Origin of the sequence: Brevundimonas diminuta (genome assembly GCF_050310045.1) — a bacterium.
GTDB lineage: Bacteria > Pseudomonadota > Alphaproteobacteria > Caulobacterales > Caulobacteraceae > Brevundimonas > Brevundimonas diminuta_F.
Genome location: NZ_CP190005.1, coordinates 595,386 through 613,098, shown reverse-complemented (window position 1 = coordinate 613,098; position 17,713 = coordinate 595,386). Strand labels below are relative to the sequence as shown.

Annotated in this window: 20 protein-coding genes; 3 read left to right on the top strand and 17 right to left on the bottom strand. The window is 69.2% G+C overall.

The features are described 5' to 3' along the window. Nucleotides 1–59 precede the first annotated feature (59 nt). Complete coding sequence (locus ACORJG_RS02915; protein WP_427791470.1) at nt 60–698, bottom strand: DUF2799 domain-containing protein; 639 nt, start codon at nt 696–698, stop codon at nt 60–62. Nucleotides 699–795: 97 nt separating this feature from the next. Here ACORJG_RS02915 and ACORJG_RS02910 point away from each other — a divergent pair, with 97 nt between their 5' ends. Further along, nucleotides 796–1,776 (top strand): RluA family pseudouridine synthase, encoded by a 981-nt coding sequence (locus ACORJG_RS02910; protein ID WP_427792948.1) that lies wholly within the window; start codon nt 796–798, stop codon nt 1,774–1,776. Here ACORJG_RS02910 and ACORJG_RS02905 read toward each other — a convergent pair. Continuing rightward, a complete protein-coding gene (locus ACORJG_RS02905; RefSeq protein ID WP_427791468.1) occupies nt 1,771–2,673 on the bottom strand; it encodes a siderophore-interacting protein in 903 nt (300 codons plus the stop codon). The two genes, ACORJG_RS02910 and ACORJG_RS02905, sit on opposite strands and share 6 nt — an antisense overlap. A gap of 234 nt (nt 2,674–2,907) precedes the next feature. Between ACORJG_RS02905 and rpoH the strand changes: the two genes are divergently transcribed. After that, complete coding sequence (rpoH, locus tag ACORJG_RS02900; protein WP_427791466.1) at nt 2,908–3,792, top strand: RNA polymerase sigma factor RpoH; 885 nt, start codon at nt 2,908–2,910, stop codon at nt 3,790–3,792. A gap of 12 nt (nt 3,793–3,804) precedes the next feature. Here the strand turns inward: rpoH and ACORJG_RS02895 are convergent, their stop codons facing one another. The 8 genes from ACORJG_RS02895 to ACORJG_RS02860 form a co-directional block, all read right to left on the bottom strand. Then, the gene (locus tag ACORJG_RS02895) at nt 3,805–4,611 is read right to left on the bottom strand and encodes a response regulator (RefSeq protein ID WP_427791465.1); all 807 of its coding nucleotides are present in this window, start codon (nt 4,609–4,611) and stop codon (nt 3,805–3,807) included. Between the two features lie 110 nt (nt 4,612–4,721). Continuing rightward, nucleotides 4,722–6,017: an adenylosuccinate synthase gene (locus ACORJG_RS02890; RefSeq protein WP_427791463.1), complete on the bottom strand. Its 1,296-nt coding sequence runs from the start codon at nt 6,015–6,017 to the stop codon at nt 4,722–4,724. A gap of 91 nt (nt 6,018–6,108) precedes the next feature. After that, nucleotides 6,109–7,269: a phosphoserine transaminase gene (locus ACORJG_RS02885; RefSeq protein WP_427791461.1), complete on the bottom strand. Its 1,161-nt coding sequence runs from the start codon at nt 7,267–7,269 to the stop codon at nt 6,109–6,111. Between the two features lie 52 nt (nt 7,270–7,321). Then, nucleotides 7,322–8,263, bottom strand: coding sequence for a DnaJ C-terminal domain-containing protein (locus tag ACORJG_RS02880; RefSeq protein ID WP_427791460.1), 942 nt, complete (start codon nt 8,261–8,263; stop codon nt 7,322–7,324). Nucleotides 8,264–8,343: 80 nt separating this feature from the next. Further along, the gene (locus tag ACORJG_RS02875; RefSeq protein WP_427791458.1) at nt 8,344–12,042 is read right to left on the bottom strand and encodes a baseplate multidomain protein megatron; all 3,699 of its coding nucleotides are present in this window, start codon (nt 12,040–12,042) and stop codon (nt 8,344–8,346) included. 12 nt (nt 12,043–12,054) lie between these two features. Next, nucleotides 12,055–12,489: a peptidase P60 gene (locus tag ACORJG_RS02870; protein WP_427791456.1), complete on the bottom strand. Its 435-nt coding sequence runs from the start codon at nt 12,487–12,489 to the stop codon at nt 12,055–12,057. A gap of 182 nt (nt 12,490–12,671) precedes the next feature. Beyond that, nucleotides 12,672–13,325, bottom strand: a complete 654-nt coding sequence (locus tag ACORJG_RS02865) for a DUF2163 domain-containing protein (RefSeq protein ID WP_427791455.1) — start codon at nt 13,323–13,325, stop codon at nt 12,672–12,674. A gap of 3 nt (nt 13,326–13,328) precedes the next feature. Continuing rightward, nucleotides 13,329–13,940 (bottom strand): phage distal tail protein, Rcc01695 family, encoded by a 612-nt coding sequence (locus ACORJG_RS02860; RefSeq protein WP_427791453.1) that lies wholly within the window; start codon nt 13,938–13,940, stop codon nt 13,329–13,331. Nucleotides 13,941–14,099: 159 nt separating this feature from the next. Between ACORJG_RS02860 and ACORJG_RS02855 the strand changes: the two genes are divergently transcribed. Next, nucleotides 14,100–14,804: a DUF805 domain-containing protein gene (locus tag ACORJG_RS02855; protein WP_427791451.1), complete on the top strand. Its 705-nt coding sequence runs from the start codon at nt 14,100–14,102 to the stop codon at nt 14,802–14,804. A gap of 158 nt (nt 14,805–14,962) precedes the next feature. Here ACORJG_RS02855 and ACORJG_RS02850 read toward each other — a convergent pair whose 3' ends face one another. The 7 genes from ACORJG_RS02850 to ACORJG_RS02820 form a co-directional block, all read right to left on the bottom strand. After that, nucleotides 14,963–15,484, bottom strand: coding sequence for a phage tail tape measure protein (locus tag ACORJG_RS02850; RefSeq protein WP_427791450.1), 522 nt, complete (start codon nt 15,482–15,484; stop codon nt 14,963–14,965). Then, nucleotides 15,474–15,650, bottom strand: coding sequence for a phage tail assembly chaperone (locus tag ACORJG_RS02845; protein WP_427791448.1), 177 nt, complete (start codon nt 15,648–15,650; stop codon nt 15,474–15,476). The genes ACORJG_RS02850 and ACORJG_RS02845 overlap by 11 nt, the downstream gene beginning before the upstream one ends. Continuing rightward, a complete protein-coding gene (locus ACORJG_RS02840) occupies nt 15,650–15,946 on the bottom strand; it encodes a GTA-gp10 family protein (RefSeq protein WP_427791446.1) in 297 nt (98 codons plus the stop codon). Before ACORJG_RS02840 ends, ACORJG_RS02845 begins: the two co-directional genes overlap by 1 nt. Before the next feature lie 169 nt (nt 15,947–16,115). Then, a complete protein-coding gene (locus ACORJG_RS02835; RefSeq protein ID WP_427791444.1) occupies nt 16,116–16,526 on the bottom strand; it encodes a phage major tail protein, TP901-1 family in 411 nt (136 codons plus the stop codon). A 193-nt stretch (nt 16,527–16,719) separates the two neighbouring features. Beyond that, nucleotides 16,720–17,127 (bottom strand): DUF3168 domain-containing protein, encoded by a 408-nt coding sequence (locus tag ACORJG_RS02830; RefSeq protein ID WP_427791442.1) that lies wholly within the window; start codon nt 17,125–17,127, stop codon nt 16,720–16,722. Further along, on the bottom strand, nt 17,124–17,441 hold the full coding sequence (locus ACORJG_RS02825; RefSeq protein WP_427791441.1) for a phage head completion protein: 318 nt from the start codon (nt 17,439–17,441) through the stop codon (nt 17,124–17,126). The genes ACORJG_RS02830 and ACORJG_RS02825 overlap by 4 nt, the downstream gene beginning before the upstream one ends. Beyond that, the gene (locus ACORJG_RS02820; protein WP_313430030.1) at nt 17,438–17,704 is read right to left on the bottom strand and encodes a head-tail connector protein; all 267 of its coding nucleotides are present in this window, start codon (nt 17,702–17,704) and stop codon (nt 17,438–17,440) included. The genes ACORJG_RS02825 and ACORJG_RS02820 overlap by 4 nt, the downstream gene beginning before the upstream one ends. Between the last annotated feature and the right edge of the window lie 9 nt (nt 17,705–17,713).

Sequence of the window (17,713 nt, the reverse complement as noted above, 5' to 3'; positions counted from 1 at the left end):
TCACAGTCTGAACGAACGAAACGCCCGCCCCTGTCGATCAGAGGCGGGCGTCTTCATGTTCACCAGATGCTGTAACGACCATCCAGCACGCGGCGCACGGCGCGCAGTTCGACCTCGGCGTAGCGCAGGTCATCCTCGGCCCGGCGCACGTCACGGCGGGCGTCCTGAAGTTCGCCTTCCACTTCGCGGATGCGATTGCGGATGCGACGGCGCTCTTCATCGCTCAGGCCTGACTGGCGCAGTTCGCGATGCTTGGCGTCCAGCTTGTCTTCGCGGCTTTCGACGCGACGAATCGCCGAGTTCAATGCGCTTTCGGCCGAAGAAACCGCCTGCTCGACCTGATACAGCTGTCGCCCATCATGATAGGCGGGCATGAAGGCGCGCTCTTCCGCCGGCGAACAGACGCCGTGGTAGCTTCCGCCCGCGCGCCCGGACCGGAAGCCGTTCTCCCAGGTGCAATAGCTGCGCAGCCCATCTTCGCGCGCCGCCATATAGGCGTTTATATTCGGACTGACGCCGTGCTTGGCGCAGGCCTTGGCGTGGTCGTCTAGACGACTGGACGGATAACCCTCGGTCCCGTCGCGATAGCCCTGTCCGCCCCAGTCTCCGACCCGGCACTGGCTCTCATTCATCGTGGCGCAGCCAGACAGAAGCGCCAGACCTGAAACTCCAAGGGCGGCAAGCGTCAGCCGTTTCATCTTTGACCTCTTCTGACGATGAAGCGAATCCAGCGACCGATAACGCCTCTGGTCACAAGCCGTGCTACTTCACCCTATGGCCCATGAACCTCTGCTGATGGAAGACAGCGAAACGCCCGCGGTGCTTACCGCCCGCGTCGATGCGTCCGGCGGACGGCTGGACAAGGTTCTGGCCGAGGCCTTCCCTTCCCTGTCGCGCGCCCGGCTTCAGACCCTGCTGGCCGAGGGCGCCGTCACGCGCGACGGACAGGTCGTCTCCGGCGGCTCGGCCAAGGCTCAGCCCGGCCTCTATGCCGTCGCCGTCCCGCCTGAACCGGCCACGACACCGCAGGCTGAGGCCCTGCCCCTGACCATCCTGTTCGAGGACGACGACCTGATCGTCATCGACAAGGCGCCCGGCATGGCGGTCCATCCGGCGCCCGGCGTCGTCAGCGGCACTCTGGTCAACGCCCTGCTGCACCATTGCGCGACCCTGTCCGCCGTCGGCGATCCCGACCGCCCCGGCATCGTCCACCGTCTGGACAAGGACACCTCTGGCGTCATGGTCGCGGCCAAGTCCGATCGCGCCCATTCGGGACTGGTCGCCCTGTTCGCCGCCCACGACATCGAGCGCACCTACATCGCCCTGACGCGCGGCGCGCCTTCGCCGGAAAAGGCCAGGATCGAGACCCTGATCGGCCGCTCGCCCCATGACCGCAAGAAGATGGCGGTGCTGAAGGAAGGCGGCCGCACCGCCGTCACCGACTATGTGGTCCAGCGCGCCTTCGGCCGCCCGGCCAAGACCTCCGGCGCCCCACTGGCCGCCCGCGTCGCCTGCACCCTCCAGACCGGCCGCACCCACCAGATCCGGGTCCACATGGCCTCAAAGGGCGCGCCCCTGCTGGGCGATCCCGTCTATGGCTCGGGCGCGCCGAACGCCGCCGTGCGCGCCGCCATCGAGGCCGTCGGCCTTCAGCGGCAGGCGCTGCACGCCGCCATTCTGGGCTTCATCCACCCGGTGACGGGCCAACCTCTGCGCTTTGAAACCGCCCCGCCGCAGGACATGCAGCAACTTGAGGAACGGCTGGCCGCCCTATAGGCCCTCGCGGCCAATGCGCCAGTATCCCATACAGGCCACGCTGCGTTTGGGCAGGCCGCGTTCGCGGGTCAGGTGCAGACGGATATCCCGCGCCGCCTTCGTCTCCGCCGCCACCCAGACATAGACCGCCGCATCCTGATCCACGTCCGTGTCCCACAGGATGTCCGCGTCGATATCGACCGCCGCAACCGCGTCCTCGCCTTCGTCCGGCGCAGCCCCCGCCATCGTCTTCAGGTCCATGTCGCGCACGGCGGCGACCAGATCCTCGCCATAGCCGGACGTGCGCGTGATCCAGCGACTTTCGACCCAGTCCGGCGTCTCCATCCGGTCTTCGTCCAGCGGCACCTCGGCCATGAAGCGCACGCGCGGACGGTTCTCCCAACCGGACATCTGCTCCAGTATGCCCATGGCCGCAGGCACCGCTGTCTCATCGGCCAGCACCAGCACCTGACGCACGTCATGCGGCGGCTTCCACTCGAACCCGCCGCGCGGTCCTTCGACCTGCGCGTGCGGCGCCGCCATGGAGATCCGATCCCCCACCCGCGCCCGCATCGCCCAGCGCGAAGCCGGGCCATGATCGCCGTGCATCACGAAGTCGATGTCGACCTCCCCCGCCTCGGGCCGCAGCGCGCGGATCGTATAGGTGCGCACCGGCGGTCGCGTTTCGTCCGGCATCCCGCGATAGTCATCGTACCAGTCGCCGCCGCTTTCCTGCATCCGCTCGCGCATCAGGGCGGGCTGGCCGTCTGCCGTGGGAAAGAACAGTTTGACCCGCTGATCCGGCGCAAAGGTCGTCACATGCTCGGCGTCCACGCCGCCGAAGGTGAAGCGCGTCAGCGACGGCGTCAGCGCATGGCGCTGCGCCAGCACCAGGTCGAAAAGACGATAGGGGTCCATGTCCTGCCTCACGCATAAAACTGCTGGTGAGGTAGCGCTAATGCGACTTGCTTGCAAATACGGGCTTTAATAGCAACAACATCTGTGCTAGATAGCAAGCAATCGCATGGATGCGGCGATCCGCCCCTTTTATTCCGGGCAACGGATTCCCATCTGACCAGTTGAGGGGTGAGGTGATGATGCACGCGTCGTGGTCGGAGCCGCAGCGCCCGCTCGAGAATCCGGAGGGACCATATGGCCAATAACACGCTGACGGTGATGTCGCCTGAACAGGGACTGTCCCGTTATCTCACGGAAATCCGCAAGTTTCCGATGCTGACCAAGGATGAGGAGTTCATGCTCGCCAAGCGGTGGAGCGAACACCAGGATCCAGAGGCCGCCCACCGTCTCGTGACCTCTCACCTGCGCCTCGTGGCCAAGATCGCCATGGGTTATCGCGGCTACGGCCTGCCGATCGGCGAGGTGATCTCCGAGGGCAACGTCGGCCTGATGCAGGCCGTCAAGAAATTCGATCCCGACAAGGGCTTCCGCCTGGCGACCTACGCCATGTGGTGGATCCGCGCGTCCATTCAGGAATACATCCTGCGCTCCTGGTCCCTCGTGAAGATGGGCACCACGGCGGCGCAGAAGAAGCTCTTCTTCAACCTGCGCAAGGCCAAGAGCCAGATCTCGGCCTTCGAGGAAGGCGACCTGCACCCGGAACACCTGGCCGCCATCGCCACCAAGCTGGGCGTGTCGGAAGAAGAAGTCACCAACATGAACCGCCGTCTCGGCGGCGACGCCTCGCTGAACGCCCCGCTGCGCGCGGACGGCGAAAGCGAGTGGCAGGACTGGCTGGCCGACGACAACGCCGTCAGCCAGGAGACTCAACTCGCCGAGAACGAGGAAAAGTCGATCCGCATGGGCCTGCTGCAGGAGGCCATGGAAGAGCTGACCGACCGTGAGAAGCACATCCTGACCGAGCGCCGCCTCAAGGACGACCCGGTCACGCTGGAAGAGCTCGCCGGTCAGTATGGCGTCAGCCGCGAGCGCGTCCGCCAGATCGAGGTTCGCGCCTTTGAAAAGCTGCAGAAGGCCATGCGGGCTGCGGCAGAGGAACGGAACCTGGTCGACGCCTGACGGCGCCCGACCCTACCCTGCCCGCGCCATGCTTTCAGGTGATGCCAGTTTCAGCACCGCCTGAATGGGCGCTGTCAGGACGGCCTTGGTCGGCGCCCCGCCGGCCAGCACCGTATCCAGACCGGCCGCGGCAATGGCCAGCGGCGCGTCGCCGGTCTTGATGGCCAGCGCCTTCAGCGTCTCGGCCTGCTGCTTGACGGCTCGGACGGCCTGCATCGGGTCATTGTCGAACTGCGCCAGAGCCGACGCCAGAATGCGCATCGCCTGATCCTTGACCGCCACGACAGCCTCGGCGCCGGAGCGCGGCTTGTCCGCCTTACGCTTATGCGGTCCGGCATAGTCGTCAGAGTTGAAACGCCGCCGGTCCGGCCCGACATAGCCCACCGCCTCGACCCAGTCGCGCGGCCGGGTCGCCAGATTCTCGATCCGCCGTTGCAGATCGCCGCTGGTGAAGGGCTTTCTCAGAAACTCGTGCACGCCGGAATCGCGCGCGCCCTTGATGGCGCTGGCCGTGGCTTCGGCCGTCACCATGATGATCGGGGCACGGCGGCACGACAGACTGGAGCGCCGGATGCGCCGCACCAGCGCCTCGCCGTCCAGCTTCGGCCCGGCCCGCTCGGTGCAGATCAGGCCCGGCTCCATCTCGCGCGCCAGATCCAGCACGCGCGCCTCATCACCCTCGACCACGATCTCGCGCGATCCGAACCCCTTCAGCAGGTCCATCAAAAGACGCGCCGCCGCAGGGTTGGAATCGACGATGACCACGCGCCGAACCACGGGCGCGATCCTCTGCATGGTTTTGGCGTCGAGGGCGAACACAGGGCAAGCTCCATTCCAGAGCCTCCCTGCCTATACTTAACCGGTTAAAGTGTTGTTGCCGCAACCTCTGGATACCAGCCCGGCTGCAGCAACGCTCCCCGGATCAGCTCTTACCCCTGAAACGGATCCCGCATCAGGATGGTGTCGTCACGCTCAGGGCTGGTCGACAGCAGCGCCACCGGCGCCCCGATCAACTCCTCGATCCGCCGCACATATTTCAGCGCATGAGCGTTCAGGTCCTTGAAAGTCCGCACGCCCGCCGTGCTTTCATCCCAGCCTTCCAGTTCCTCGAACACCGGCTCGGCCGAGGCCTGATCCTTCAGGCTCGACGGCAGATAATCCAGCACCTCGCCGTTGATGCGATAGCCGACGCAGATCTTCAGCGTCTTCAGACCGTCCAGCACGTCCAGTTTGGTCAGGGCGATGCCGTCGATGCCGTTGATGGCCACCGACTGACGCACCAGCACGGCGTCGAACCAGCCGCAGCGGCGCGCCCGGCCGGTATTCACCCCGACCTCGCGACCGACGACGGCCAGATGCTCTCCGACCTCATCGTTCAGTTCACAGGCGAACGGGCCTTCGCCCACGCGGGTCGTATAGGCCTTCACAATTCCCAGCACATAGCCGACGCCGCGCGGGCCGACGCCCGACCCAGCCGCCGCCTGTCCGGCGATGGTGTTGGAGCTGGTCACATAGGGATAGGTGCCGTGGTCCACATCCAGGAAGGCGCCCTGCGCGCCCTCGAACAGAACCCGCTTGCCCGCCTTCTGCGCCTCGTCCAGCACGCGCCACGCCGGTTTGACGTAGGGCAGGATCTTCGGCGCGATCTCCAGCAGCTGCGCCAGCAGCGCCGCCGGATCGATCGGCTCCAGCCCCAGACCTGCGCGAAGCGGATCATGGTGCGAGCGCAGGCGGTCGATCTTGATCTTCAGGTCGTCTTCATTGGCCAGATCGCAGACGCGGATGGCGCGACGCCCCACCTTGTCCTCATAGGCCGGGCCGATGCCGCGCCCGGTCGTGCCGATCCTGGCGCCCGGCGCGCTGGCGGCGGCCTCGCGCGCCACGTCCAGGGCCGGGTGGATCGGCAGGATCAGGCAGGCGTTGTCGGCGATGGTCAGGATATCCGGCGTGATCGCCACGCCCTGAGCCTGAATCTTCTCGATCTCCCCGACCAGATGCCAGGGATCGACCACCACGCCGTTGCCGATGATCGAAGGCTTGCCCTGCACAACGCCCGAAGGCAGCAGCGCCAGCTTATAGACCTTGCCGTCAACGACCAGGGTGTGGCCCGCGTTGTGGCCGCCCTGGAACCGCACCACCATATCGGCGCGATTGGACAGCCAGTCCACGATCTTGCCCTTGCCCTCGTCGCCCCACTGGGCGCCGACCACTGCGACGTTCGCCAAGACCGTTTCTCCGCAATCCAGAATGCGGTGGGAGCCTATAACCCCTGAATCGTCCGGAGTCGCCCCCACGCGCACACAATGACGTGGAGAATTATCCCGCCAGTTCGCCGACCGCCGTCTCGAACGCCCACTCCAGCCATGGCGTCGCGGCCACGACATCCGCTGTCTCGACCGTGCATCCGCACCACAGACGCAGGCCCGGCGGAGCGTTGCGGTGCGGTTCCATGTCATAGACCGCGCCTTCGCCTTCCAGCAGCGCCTTGAACCGCTTCACAAAGGCCTTCTGCCCCGCCTCATCCAGCGCCGCCACGCGCGCATCGGCGAACTTCAGGCAAACCGAAGTCGTCGAACGAATCTCCGGCCGTTCCGGCAGGAAGTCGATCCAAGCGGTCCGCTCCACCCACGCGGCCAGGGCGTCATGGTTAGCCTCGGTGCGCCGCACCAGTTCCGGCAGGCCGCCCACGCTCACGGCCCAGTCCAGGGCGTCGATCCAGTCCTCGATGCTCAGCACCGAGAAGGTGTTCATCGCCACCCCGTCCGCCAGCGTCCGGTCGAACCCCTTCTTGTCGGCGATCCGCAGCACCTTGGGCACCGCCCGATCCGGCCGATAGGTATCCAGCCGCGCCACCGCACGCGGCGACAGCGCCATCACCCCGATGCCCGCCTCGCCGCCCAGCGCCTTCTGGAAGCTGAAGGTCGTCACATCCAGCTTGTCCCACGGCAGATCCATCGCGAACGCCGCCGAGGTCGCATCACAGATCGTCAGCCCCTCACGGTCATCGGCGATCCAGTCGGCGTCCGGCACGCGCACGCCCGAAGTCGTGCCGTTCCACGGGAAGACCACGTCCTTCTTCGGATCGACCTTCGACAGGTCCGGCAGTTCGCCCCACGGCGCCGTCAGCGCCTCGGGCTCCAGCCCCAGATGCTCCTTGACGTCCGCCAGCCACGTCAGGCCGAAATTCTCATAGGCGACCACCTGCACCGGCCGCTCGCCCAACATGCACCACAGCGCCGCCTCGACCGCCCCGGTGTCCGAGCCGGGCGTATACAGCAGCACATAGTCGTCCGGCGGGCTCAACACCTCTCGCGTCAGCCGCAGCCCATGCGCGAACCGCTCGACGACCTCCGGCGCGCGGATGCCCCGCCCCATCAGATTGGTGGGCAACCCCGCCAGCGACCAGCCCGGACGCTTGGCCGTCGGCCCCGCCGAGAACCAGGGGCGAGCGGGCTTGGCGGCAGGCTTGGGCGTCATGTCAGTCTCTGAAGTCTCAAGGGGGAGAAGAAGCAAACAAGCCCTTAGGCCATCAGCGGCCCGGCTTATAGGGCCGGCGTTCACGCCATTCCGTCGCAAACCGGACCAGTTCATCGTCCGGCGTCTCCGGCAGCGTCACCACCAGCTTCGCCATCAGGTCGCCGCGCTTGCCGTTCGCATAGGCGCCGCGCCCCTTCAGACGCAGCACCTTGCCCGAGTTCGAGCCCTTGGGAATGGTCATCATCACCGCGCCCTCGGGCGTCGGCACCTGAATCTTGCCGCCCAGCACAGCGTCCGGGACCGATACCGGCAGATCCATCGTCAGATCGGCGCCGTCGCGCTTGAACACCGGATGCGGCTGGATGCGCAGTTCGATCAGGGCGTCGCCCGACTGACCGCCCCGTCCCGGCGCACCCTGCCCCTTCAGCCGGATCGTCTGGCCTTCAGACGCGCCCTTGGGGATGGCGACATCCAGCATCCGCCCATCCGAGAACTGGATGCGCCGCGTCGTTCCGGCGATGGCGTCCTCAAGGCTGATGTCCAGCGTAGCGCGCACATCCTGCCCGCGTCCGCCGCCGAAGCCACGCCCGGCGTTGCGCGCACCGCCGCCCCCGAAGGCGCCGAAAATCTCTTCCAGATCGATGTCGTCAAAGCTGGCCCGTCCGCCAGGGCCGCCCTCGCCGCGCCCGCCGAAACCAAAGCCGCCGAACCCGCCGCCCCCCGGCCGTCCGCCCTGAGCGCCCCCGCCGCCGAAGCCGCGGAACTGCTCGCGCCCATCGGCGTCGATCTCACCGCGATCATATTTCGCGCGCTTCTCGGCGTCGCCCAACAGGTCGAAGGCGGCGGTGATGCGCTTGAACCGCTCCTCGGCGGCCTTGTCGCCGGGGTTCTTGTCGGGGTGCAGTTCCTTGGCCAGCTTGCGGAAAGCCTTCTTGATCTCGTCCGCGCTCGCGCCCTTGGAAACGCCCAGTTCCTGATAGGGATCGCCAGCCAATTTTCGCTCCACTCTGGATCAACACAGACCAGAGCGTCAGTTAAGCCATGCAACCGCCCGCCGAAAGGGGTGAGGATGGTTTAGATCGACGGCATCAACACAACCACCGCCTCCGCGCTCCATCCATACCCGTCGCCCCACTGGGCCACGGCGATCTTGCCGCCGCTCACCCCGCCCGGAAAGTCCGCCGCCACCTCAGCCGCGCCATAGACAGCCTCCAGCCCCTCGACCTCCCAGACCCGGCGCTCGACATCCCCGTCCAGCACCCGCACCCGGAACCGCCTCGGATCGACCTCGACCGGCTCGCCGTCCCAACCATCGCCGCCCAGCCGCACGCGCGGCAGCCAGCTCAACCGCCATCCGCCAGCCTCCCCCACAGCCCGAAGATGCGCCGGTCGCCACGGCGCCGCGTTCCTATTGTTCCAGACAAAGCCAACCTCCGTCGTTCCCGCCCCGCCCGGCGGCGCATTGACCGGCCCCGCCCGCCATATCCGGGGCAGTCCGCGCTCAACCGTATCGACCAGAGCCCGCGCCATGCCGCGCTCCATCACGACGACCAACGCCCCCGCTTCCGCCCCGCGCCCCGCTGCCTGCTCCGTCCCCTGCTGCCCGCGCAACAGACCGCTCAACCGCCACACGTCGCCGCCGATCAGTTCGGCCCGGCGAAACTGCACCAACTCCCATCCGTCCACACCGCCCACCCCCAGCAGATTGGCGCCCGACAGAACCGCCTCGCCCGCCCGGCTCTGCGGCGCCTGGCCCTCGATCCGCACCGTCAGCACGCCCGTCTCGTCCCAGCGCCCGACCACGCCGGGCCGCAGCGCCGCCGTCAGCGTTCCCACCGTCGCGGCCGTCTCCACCACCGCCCTCTGCGTCAGGCTATCGACCGAGGCCCCGCCATGCAGGGCCATCGGCGTCCACGGCTCGGCCGCCGCCGCGACCACCGGCCGCCCGTCCGCCTCCTCTCCCAGCAGCGGCGGCAGGTCCAGCAGCATCAGGAACGGCGCCCCCGGCGTCGCCCCGCCGCCCTCCCCGCGCCAGTCCTCGGGCGCATCCACGACCGCGACCTCGACCACCGGCGCCAGCACCGCGCTCGGCGTCTCATCCCAGTCCAGTCTCTCGACGCGCCAGTCGCCTGCACGCCCTTCCACCGCCGTCACATCGCCCGGCTCTAGTCTCAGCGCCTCCAGCGGCCCCAGCTTCAGCGTCAGCCGCTCGGCCGCCTCGCCCTGCAACAGCCGCTGCGCCGCCGCCGTGGCCAGCCCGGCCCCGACCACGGCGGGCAGGGCCGCGTCCACGCCGCCGCCCTCGCCGTCGCCGCGCACCGTCACCGCGCCAAGCTGATAATCCGCCGCCTCATCGATAAACCGCAGCCGCGCCGCACCCGGCTTAGGCGTCAGCCGACGATCCGCCGCCTCGCTCCCGCCCTTGTCGGGCAGGGCCAGCGCCGCCTGATGCAGCGTCATCTCCCGCGCCGTCTCGCCCAGCACGGCCACCCGACCATCCCTCTCCGCCGTCGTCGCCCCCAGCGCCTGCACCAGCGGCGTCAGAGCCTCCTTCGTCGCCATCGGCCGGTCGATGACATAGCCGGTCACCGCGCCGTCCACCGCTCCGACCGTATAGTCCGTCTCATTCAGTCCGCCGCGCTTCAAGATCGCCTCGATCAACCCGCGCGCATCTCCGCCCATCCGCCCGTTCAACCAGTGCCCCGTGCGCCAGGCGCCCGCGTCCGCCCACACCTGATCCAGCGCCGGAAACGCCGGATAGGGCCGCGCATCCCAGCACCAGACGTCCGCCCCCTGCAGCATCGGCCCTCCGTAAACGCCCGAGATCGGGTTGTTCGCCGGCTGGGCATAATGCGTCAGCACCGCCTCGATCAGCCGCCGCTGCATCCGGTCGTCGCGCGCGCCGGTCGAGTGCGGCGGCAAGGCGTTCTCGCTGCTCTTGGGGTCCTGAAACAGGTTCGGCGCATTGCCCCCGCGATCCACCGCCGCACAACCGAACTCGGTCAGCCGGATCGGCTTCATCCCCGGAACCCAGGCCGTCGGCGCCGCCTGCCGCACGCCCCCGACGCGCTCATGATGCGCGTTCGACCACCAGCCCTTCAGGTCTTTGTAGCGCCAGATCCAGTCTTCGCCGTGAGCGCCGTCCTCAATCGTCGTGCGCCGCTGCGCCGCCCGATCCGCCGCGCTGGCGTAGAACCAGTCATAGCCTTCGCCGCCCGCGACCTGCGCCGCCAGATAAGCCGGATCCGACGGCTCCTTGAACGCTTGTCCATCCAGCCCGCCTGCCCCTGCGCGCCAGTCCCCCATCGGCGGATACCAGTCGATGCCGACGTAATCGATGTTCGGTTCCGCCCACAGCGGATCGAGGTGAAAGCGCACCTCCCCATCCCTCTGCCAGCCGAAATACTCGGACCAGTCGGCGGCGTAACTCAGCTTGATCCGCGCCCCGACCACCGCCCGGCACTCGGCTGCCAGCGCCCGAAACTGCGCCACCGCCGGAAAGCCGCCACTGGCGTCGCGCGTCCACGTCAGCCCCCGCATCTCCGAGCCGATCAGCAGGCCGTCCGCCCCTTCATCCGCCGCGATCCGGGCATAGTGCAGCGCCAGCCGCCGCAACCCCCAACCGCCCGCCGTCCCGAACAGGGCCTCAACCTCGGCCGTCGCTCCCGCGCCATCGGTCCCCGTGATCCGCCCCCGCCACGGATAGCCGGGACAATCCATGAAGACGAAGGGATACAGCGTCACCTCCAGCCCTCGCGCCTTCAGCGCCCGGATCGCCTGCCGCACGCTCTTGTCCGACGGCGTCCCGCCATAGGCCGGGCCTTCGCCGCCCTCTCCGTCGTCGACCCGGCTGATCAGATGCGCGTCCGCGCGCCCCAGCCCCGCCACGCCCCAGGTTAGCGGCTGCGTCGGCTTGTCCCGCCGCTCCACCCCCGGCCGGATGCGGCAATGGCCCATCCGCACGTCATCACCGAACCACCCGACCACCAGACTGACCCGCTTCAGCCTAGGCGCCTGGGCCATCAGCTGATCCAGCGAGGCCTCCAGATCCGTCTGCCCCGCCGTCAGATGCACATTCTCCGGCGTCGATTTCGTCAGCCCCTCGCGCCGCATCACCGGCTCGGTCGCCAGACAGAACTCCCCCGCACCGGGGATCAGGCACACGCCCTCCAGCCGATCCTCCAGCTGCGGCGCCGCCCCCTGCGGCCGACGGAACACCTCGAACGCCAGTTGCGGCGGCCGGTCGCCATAGGCGTCCAGCGGCAGATCCTCGAACACCACATAGGCCGTCCCGCGATAGGCGGGCGCCCGCCCCTCCACCGCCTCGATCAGCGGATCGGGCAGTTGGTCCTCCGTCCCGCGATGCAGCCGCATCGTCACGCCCGCCATATCCATCGGCTGACCGTCCGCCCAGACCCGCCCGATCCCGTCGATCGGCCCTTCGCACAGGGCCACGGCGAAGCTCAGCGAATAGGCGTAGTCGACCGTCTTCTGGCCGCCCTTGCCGCCCGACCGTTTCTCCTTGCGCTCCAGAAAGCGCGCGGCCCAGATCACCTGTCCGACCACCCGCGCCCGCCCGAAGACGCAGGCCATCGGCGCCCCCTCGGCCGAGGATTGCAGCTTCAGCCCCTCCAGCCTCGGCCCGACCTGCCGCGCGGGCGACAGGCTGGCGACCAGCCAGTTGTCCGCCGTCCGCCCCAGCGCCCCGCCGATAAAGCCCCCGATCGGCCCGCCCAGCGCCGATCCGATCCCGCCCAGAACGACTTGCGCCATGCCTGCTCCTTCCTAGAAATTCGGCCAACGAAACGCCGCCACCAGGCGCCTGCGCCACCACGCCCCCATCCAGCTCTCGACCACCGACCGCCCCCAATAGGCATGGATCATCCGCCGCTCCGGCCCCCCCATGCTCTCAGAAAGCTCGGCGCTCAGGATCGCGCAATGCTTGGCCGGACACCCCGCCGCCATGCGGAACAGCAGCACGTCGCCCAGCCCCGCCCGCTCCGGAGCAATCTCCACCAGCCGCCGCCGCGCCGCCGCCCACAACGTCTCCTCGCCCCCGACCTCGGCCCAGTCTGGGCGATAGGGCGGCGGCGCCTCCGGCTCCTCGCCGACCACCTCGCGCCACACTCCGCGCACCAGTCCCAGACAGTCCGCCCCCTCGCCCTTCACGCTGGCCTGATGCCGATATGGCGTCCCCAGCCAGCCGCGTGCGGCAGCCACAATCAACGCGCGCCGCGCCTCTCCCTCCCCGTCCCGGGGAGGGTGGTCGCGCAGCGACCGGGTGGGGAGGGCTTGGTGATCGGCCCTCAACGCTTGATTAACCCCACCGCCCCCACCCGGCCTCGGCTCCGCCTCAGCCGCCCTCCCCGGGACGGGAAGGGAAAAGTCGGCGCTGATCCCCCTCATCGCCTGCGACTCCGCCCGTCATTGCGTCCCGCCACAGGCCGCGCGGTCAGGAAGTCCTCACCCGGAATGTCCGGAAAACCCTGAAAATTAACCCCATTCCCAAACACCCCGGCACAGGTCGTCCACCGCTTGTCGCAACTGCGCCCCGCGATCGCCGCCGCCTCCAGCCCGCAGCGCCCATCGCCCAGCACCGCGTCGCAGCCCCGGCCATAGGTCCGGCCGACCACCCGCTCCAGCGCCGCCATCGGCCCGTCCAGATCGGCGATGAACAGTCCGTCCTCGCGCCGTATCCGCGCCAGCCTCCCCTTCCACAGCCGCACCTTCAGGTCCGGCCGCATCCAGTCCACGCGCCACAGCTCGACCTCGGCGGCGTCATACCGGCCCGCTGCTATGTCCTCTTCGGTGATCGCCGCGTCATCCAGCCCGCCAGACGCCGACAGCGCCCCCGCCGCCAGCCCGACTTCGCCCTCGCCCGCCCCGCCGGTCCAGCCGCTAGCGGCACGGCACGCCACGCCCTCGACCGCCAGATCGCGGTCATGGTCGGTAAAGCCCATCGCCCGCCCGTCCGCCCGCCTCAGCAGCCAGACATGGCACAGCGTCGCCGCCCCGCCCTCGATGCGGGCGGCCAGTTCGCTCGGAACACTCCGCATGGCTCAGACCCGCACTTCGATCAGAGGCATGGCGACCATCCGCCCGGCGCCGAAGCTCTCCAGCGTCACCTCCATCCGGTCCGCGTCGAACCGCACCGGCACGTCGAAGGCGAAGCCCGCGCTCACTGCCGCCCCCTGCGGCGGCGGCATCGCCAGCGTCACCCGCCCCGTAACCGCATCCAGATTGAAGGCCGCCGTCTCCACGCCCGCCACGGCCACGCGCACCGATCCCTCGACCGGCTTGGCGATGACCCGCCGATGATCTCCGTAAGCCTTGCTCAACTGAAAGACGCGCGCCTGCCCATCCCCCGTCCCGATCGCCTGATCCAGCGGCGTCACGGCCGCCCCCGGCGCCCCGCTCCTGAAGTCCGCGAAGTCGCGAAACCGGAACCCGTGCAGCCGCCCGCGCCGCGCCTCGAAAAACGCGGTCAGCGTCGCCATGTCGTCCAACGACCGTAGCCCCGCCCCGATCAGATACCGCCTGCGCCCGTCCGCCCAGGGCGTCGAGCGGCGCTCGAACCCCGAGGCCAGCGTCGTGATCTCCGTCCTCCGCTCGACCCCGCCGGTCGAGCCGAACGCCAGCCGCGCAGGCAGGCGCACCTCATGAAAGGCCATGCGTCCTCGCTTTATATGGATGAACCGTCCGCGCCCGGAGCACTGCAATCCGTTCGCAAAAAATGATGTCTGCGCCGACAAGCGGGTTGTTCGCGCCTGCAACGTCCGCCATGATTTCGCCATCACGGTCGCTGGCCGTATCAACCAAGGAGAGTCCGCGTGCGCGGTGAAATACTCAGCTACGATGAAGCTGCAGGCACGGGCCTGATCAGCGGCGACGACAGCCTCCGCTACGACTTCGGGTCGTCAGACGTGCAGGCCGGCGCCGTCATCGCCGCCGGCGCCCGCGTCGACTTCGTCCCTGAGGGCGAGCGCGCGACTCAGATCATGGTGCTGGCGACGGCCAACCCCGCCGCCGCCTTCGGTCAGGCCGCTGCTGCGGCCATGGGCGGCTCCACTGTCGTCAACGGCTATGACTTCGCCGCCGCCATGCTGTCCTTCAACGGCCGCCTGCGCCGCCAGCATTTCTGGATCAGCTGGCTGATCCTGCTCGGCGTCAGCGTGGTTCTGGGTTGGATCCCGATCCTCGGCGGGCTGATCTCGTTGGCCCTGATCTGGCCGAACGTGGCCATCACCGTCAAACGCCTGCACGACATGGGCAAGACCGGCTGGTTCGCCGTCATCCCCTGGGTCGGCGTCATCATCGGCACGATCATGATCTTCGGCGCCGTCGGCACCGCCATCATCGCCAACGCGCAGGCTTTCGAGAGCGAAGACCCAGCGGCAGTCCTGGCCCTGCTGGGCTCCATGATGGGCGGCATCGCCGTCATGGGGCTGGTCGGTCTGGCCTTCCTGCTCTGGATCGGCATCGTCGACAGCCAGAAGGGCGACAACAAATACGGCCCCAACCCCAAGGGCGAATAGGCTTCAAAGGGCGCTCTTCGGAGCGCCCTTTTCTTTTTCCGCTACCGCTCGGCGCGCGGCGCCTCGCTGCTTCAGCGGATTTGCCGCTACCGCCCGGCGCGCGGCGCCTCGCTGCTTCAGCGGGTTTTCCGCTACCGCTCGGCGCGAAGCGCCCTGCTTCAGCGCGCCCCCAGCGCCGTCGCCCGCGCCAGCATCCGCGCGATCTGCGTCTCTGACCGCAACAGCCCTTCGGCCCCGCCATCCACCGTGACGTTCACCGTCACTCCGGTCGCGCCGCCTATCGGCTCGACTGTCCCTGCGCCCGCCGGACGGAACACCTCCGGCCCGCGCTCTCCGACCAGATAGGCCCCGCCGCCCATCACCGGCCCGCCGTCCGCCCGCGCGCCGCCGAACCCGCCCAGCGCCGCCGCTAGGGCGCCGGTCAGCCCGCCGCCGCGCACGCCCGCCGCCGCATTGACGGCGTTCAGCACCGCTCGCGCCAGTTCGGCCAGCGTCACCTCCCCGTCTGCCGCCGCCCGGGTCAGCGACCGCGTCAGGCTGGCCCCTGCGCGCCCGAACGCATCCTCGATCGAGGCCGCCGCCCGTTCCGCAGGCTCCTTCAGCGCCTCCAGCGCCGCCGCCGCCTCCGCCGCCTTCACCGGCACGGCGTCGATGCCGTCCGGCCTGAAACTATCGGTCATCCGGCCACATCTCCTGCATCCGCTCCAGTTCGCTCCGCCCCAGCGGCGGCGCCAGCACCGGCCCTGCCGTCAGCATCCGCCACTCTTTCAGCGACAGGCGCCAGAACCCTTCCGGCCCCACGCCCATCCGCGCCGCCGCCTGCATCATCTCTCCCCACGGAGTCATCAGGCCGCTGCCGCAAAGGCCTTCGCCACCGCCTCGGCCGCCTCACGCGGATCCACCGGCGCCCTCGCCAGCCCGTCCGCCAGCGCCGCCTCTCCACCACCGCGCAGCAAAGCCGCCAGCACCACCATCAGATCCCGCGCCGACAGCGAGCGCATCCGCTCGGCCAGCGCCGCCATCCCGGCGACGCCCAACCCGGTCTCAATCTCCGCCAACGCCCCCAGCGTCAGACACAGCTTCCGCTCCGCCCCCGCCAGCCCTGCGACGACCTCGCCCCGCGCTCCGTTGATCGACATCATTACCCTCTCTCCCTCCCCGTCCCGGGGAGGGTGGCTGAGCCTGCAAAGGCGAAGCCGGGTGGGGGCGGCAAAGCTATTCAAGCGCCCGCGCCCAATCGCCCCGCCCTCCCCACCCGGTCGCTATCGCGACCACCCTCCCCGGGACGGGGAGGGAAAGGCCGCGCGCCATTCACAGCGCGCTGAACGTCACTTCGCCTGCGCTGGCCAGGCTCAGCGCGAAACTCGCCTCGCCCTCATGCTCGCCTGCATATTCCAGCGCCGCGACCAGGAACGGCCCCTCCAGCACCCCGAAGTCCGGCACGATCAGCCGCCACGTCTTCGCCGCCTGCTCAAAGAAGGCCTCGCGGATCAGGGCGTCCGACGCCGCGTCGCGGAAAATCCCCTGCCCCGACACCGCCGCCGATTTCACGCCCGCCCCCGCCAGCAGTTCGCGCCACCGCCCCGCGCTGTCGCTGTCGGTCGCGTCCACCGTCTTGGCGTTCAGCGAGATCGTCCTCGCCCTCAGCCCCGCCACCGTGATGAAGGCGCCGCCCGCGCCCTCGACCTTCAGCAGAATGTCCTTGCCCCGTTGCGCCGTCATCTTTCCTCGCTTCGTTTTCCAGAACCCGCGCGCCCCTCTCCCTCCCCGTCCCGGGGAGGGTGGCCGAGCCGCAGGCGAGGCCGGGTGGGGAGGGCTTGGTGACCCTGCCTCGACGCGCTTGAATAGCCCCGCCGCCCCCACCCGGTCGCTATCGCGACCACCCTCCCCGGGACGGGGAGGGAGAGGCGCCGCGCTAAATCTCTTCCGTCACGGCTCGCACCCGCATCACCGCCCACGCCCGCTTCAGGTCCGGGCTGCGGAACAGGTCCGTAAACGTCACCGCCACGCTGACCGCCCTCACCCCGTCCGCCTCCAGCGGCGCATCGGCCAGCCGCGCCCGCACCGCCGCCGCCACGGCCCGCGCCTCCTCCAGCCCCCTGAACCGACTGGCGCACGTCAGGGTCAGCCGCTGCTCCATCCCGCCGCCGTCGGCGTTCAGCGGTCGGCTCTCGCTCCGCCCGATCACCAGATGCGGAAACCCCGCCCCCTGCGGCGCCTCATCCCAGACCCGCACCGGATCGCCCAGCAGCGCCTTCAGCGACCCATCGCCGCCCAGATGCGCGATCAGCGCCTTCACCAGCGCCCCTTCATGATCCTTCATCGCGCCCTCTCCAGGTTCAGCCGCACCCGGCCCGCCGCCTTCGGATCGGCCTCGATTCCGACCAAGGCCCAGTCCGCCCCGCCGAAGCGCGCCACCAGCCCCTCCTCCAGCCTCGGATCGGCCCGCACCGTGGCGCTCAGCGTCTCCACGGCGCGCGTCACGCCCGCTTCCGTCCGCTCGCGCCGCCTGCGCGCGCCCAGCGCCAGCCACAGCGACCCCACCGGTTCATAGCTGACGACCTGCCCGCCATAGGGCGTCTGCGCCGCCACCGGCCGAACCAGCGACGCCACCACCTTCATCGCGCCCGCGCTCACAGCCGCACCACGCGATAGGGCGCGATCCACCCCTCGACCGGCGCCGCGCTCATCTCGCCGTCGCCGCGCTCATAGGCGCGCATCACCAGCATCATCACCGCCAGCCTCAGCGGCGCCGCAGAGGTCGAGGTCAGGCTCAACCCGACTTCGCCCTCCACCCGTGCCCTGGCCGCGTCGATCAGGGTCTGGATCAGCCCATCCTCCGCCTCATGCTCGACGCGCAGGAACAGCTTCGCCTCCGTGAGGCTCACGGGTGCGCTCATTCAAATCTC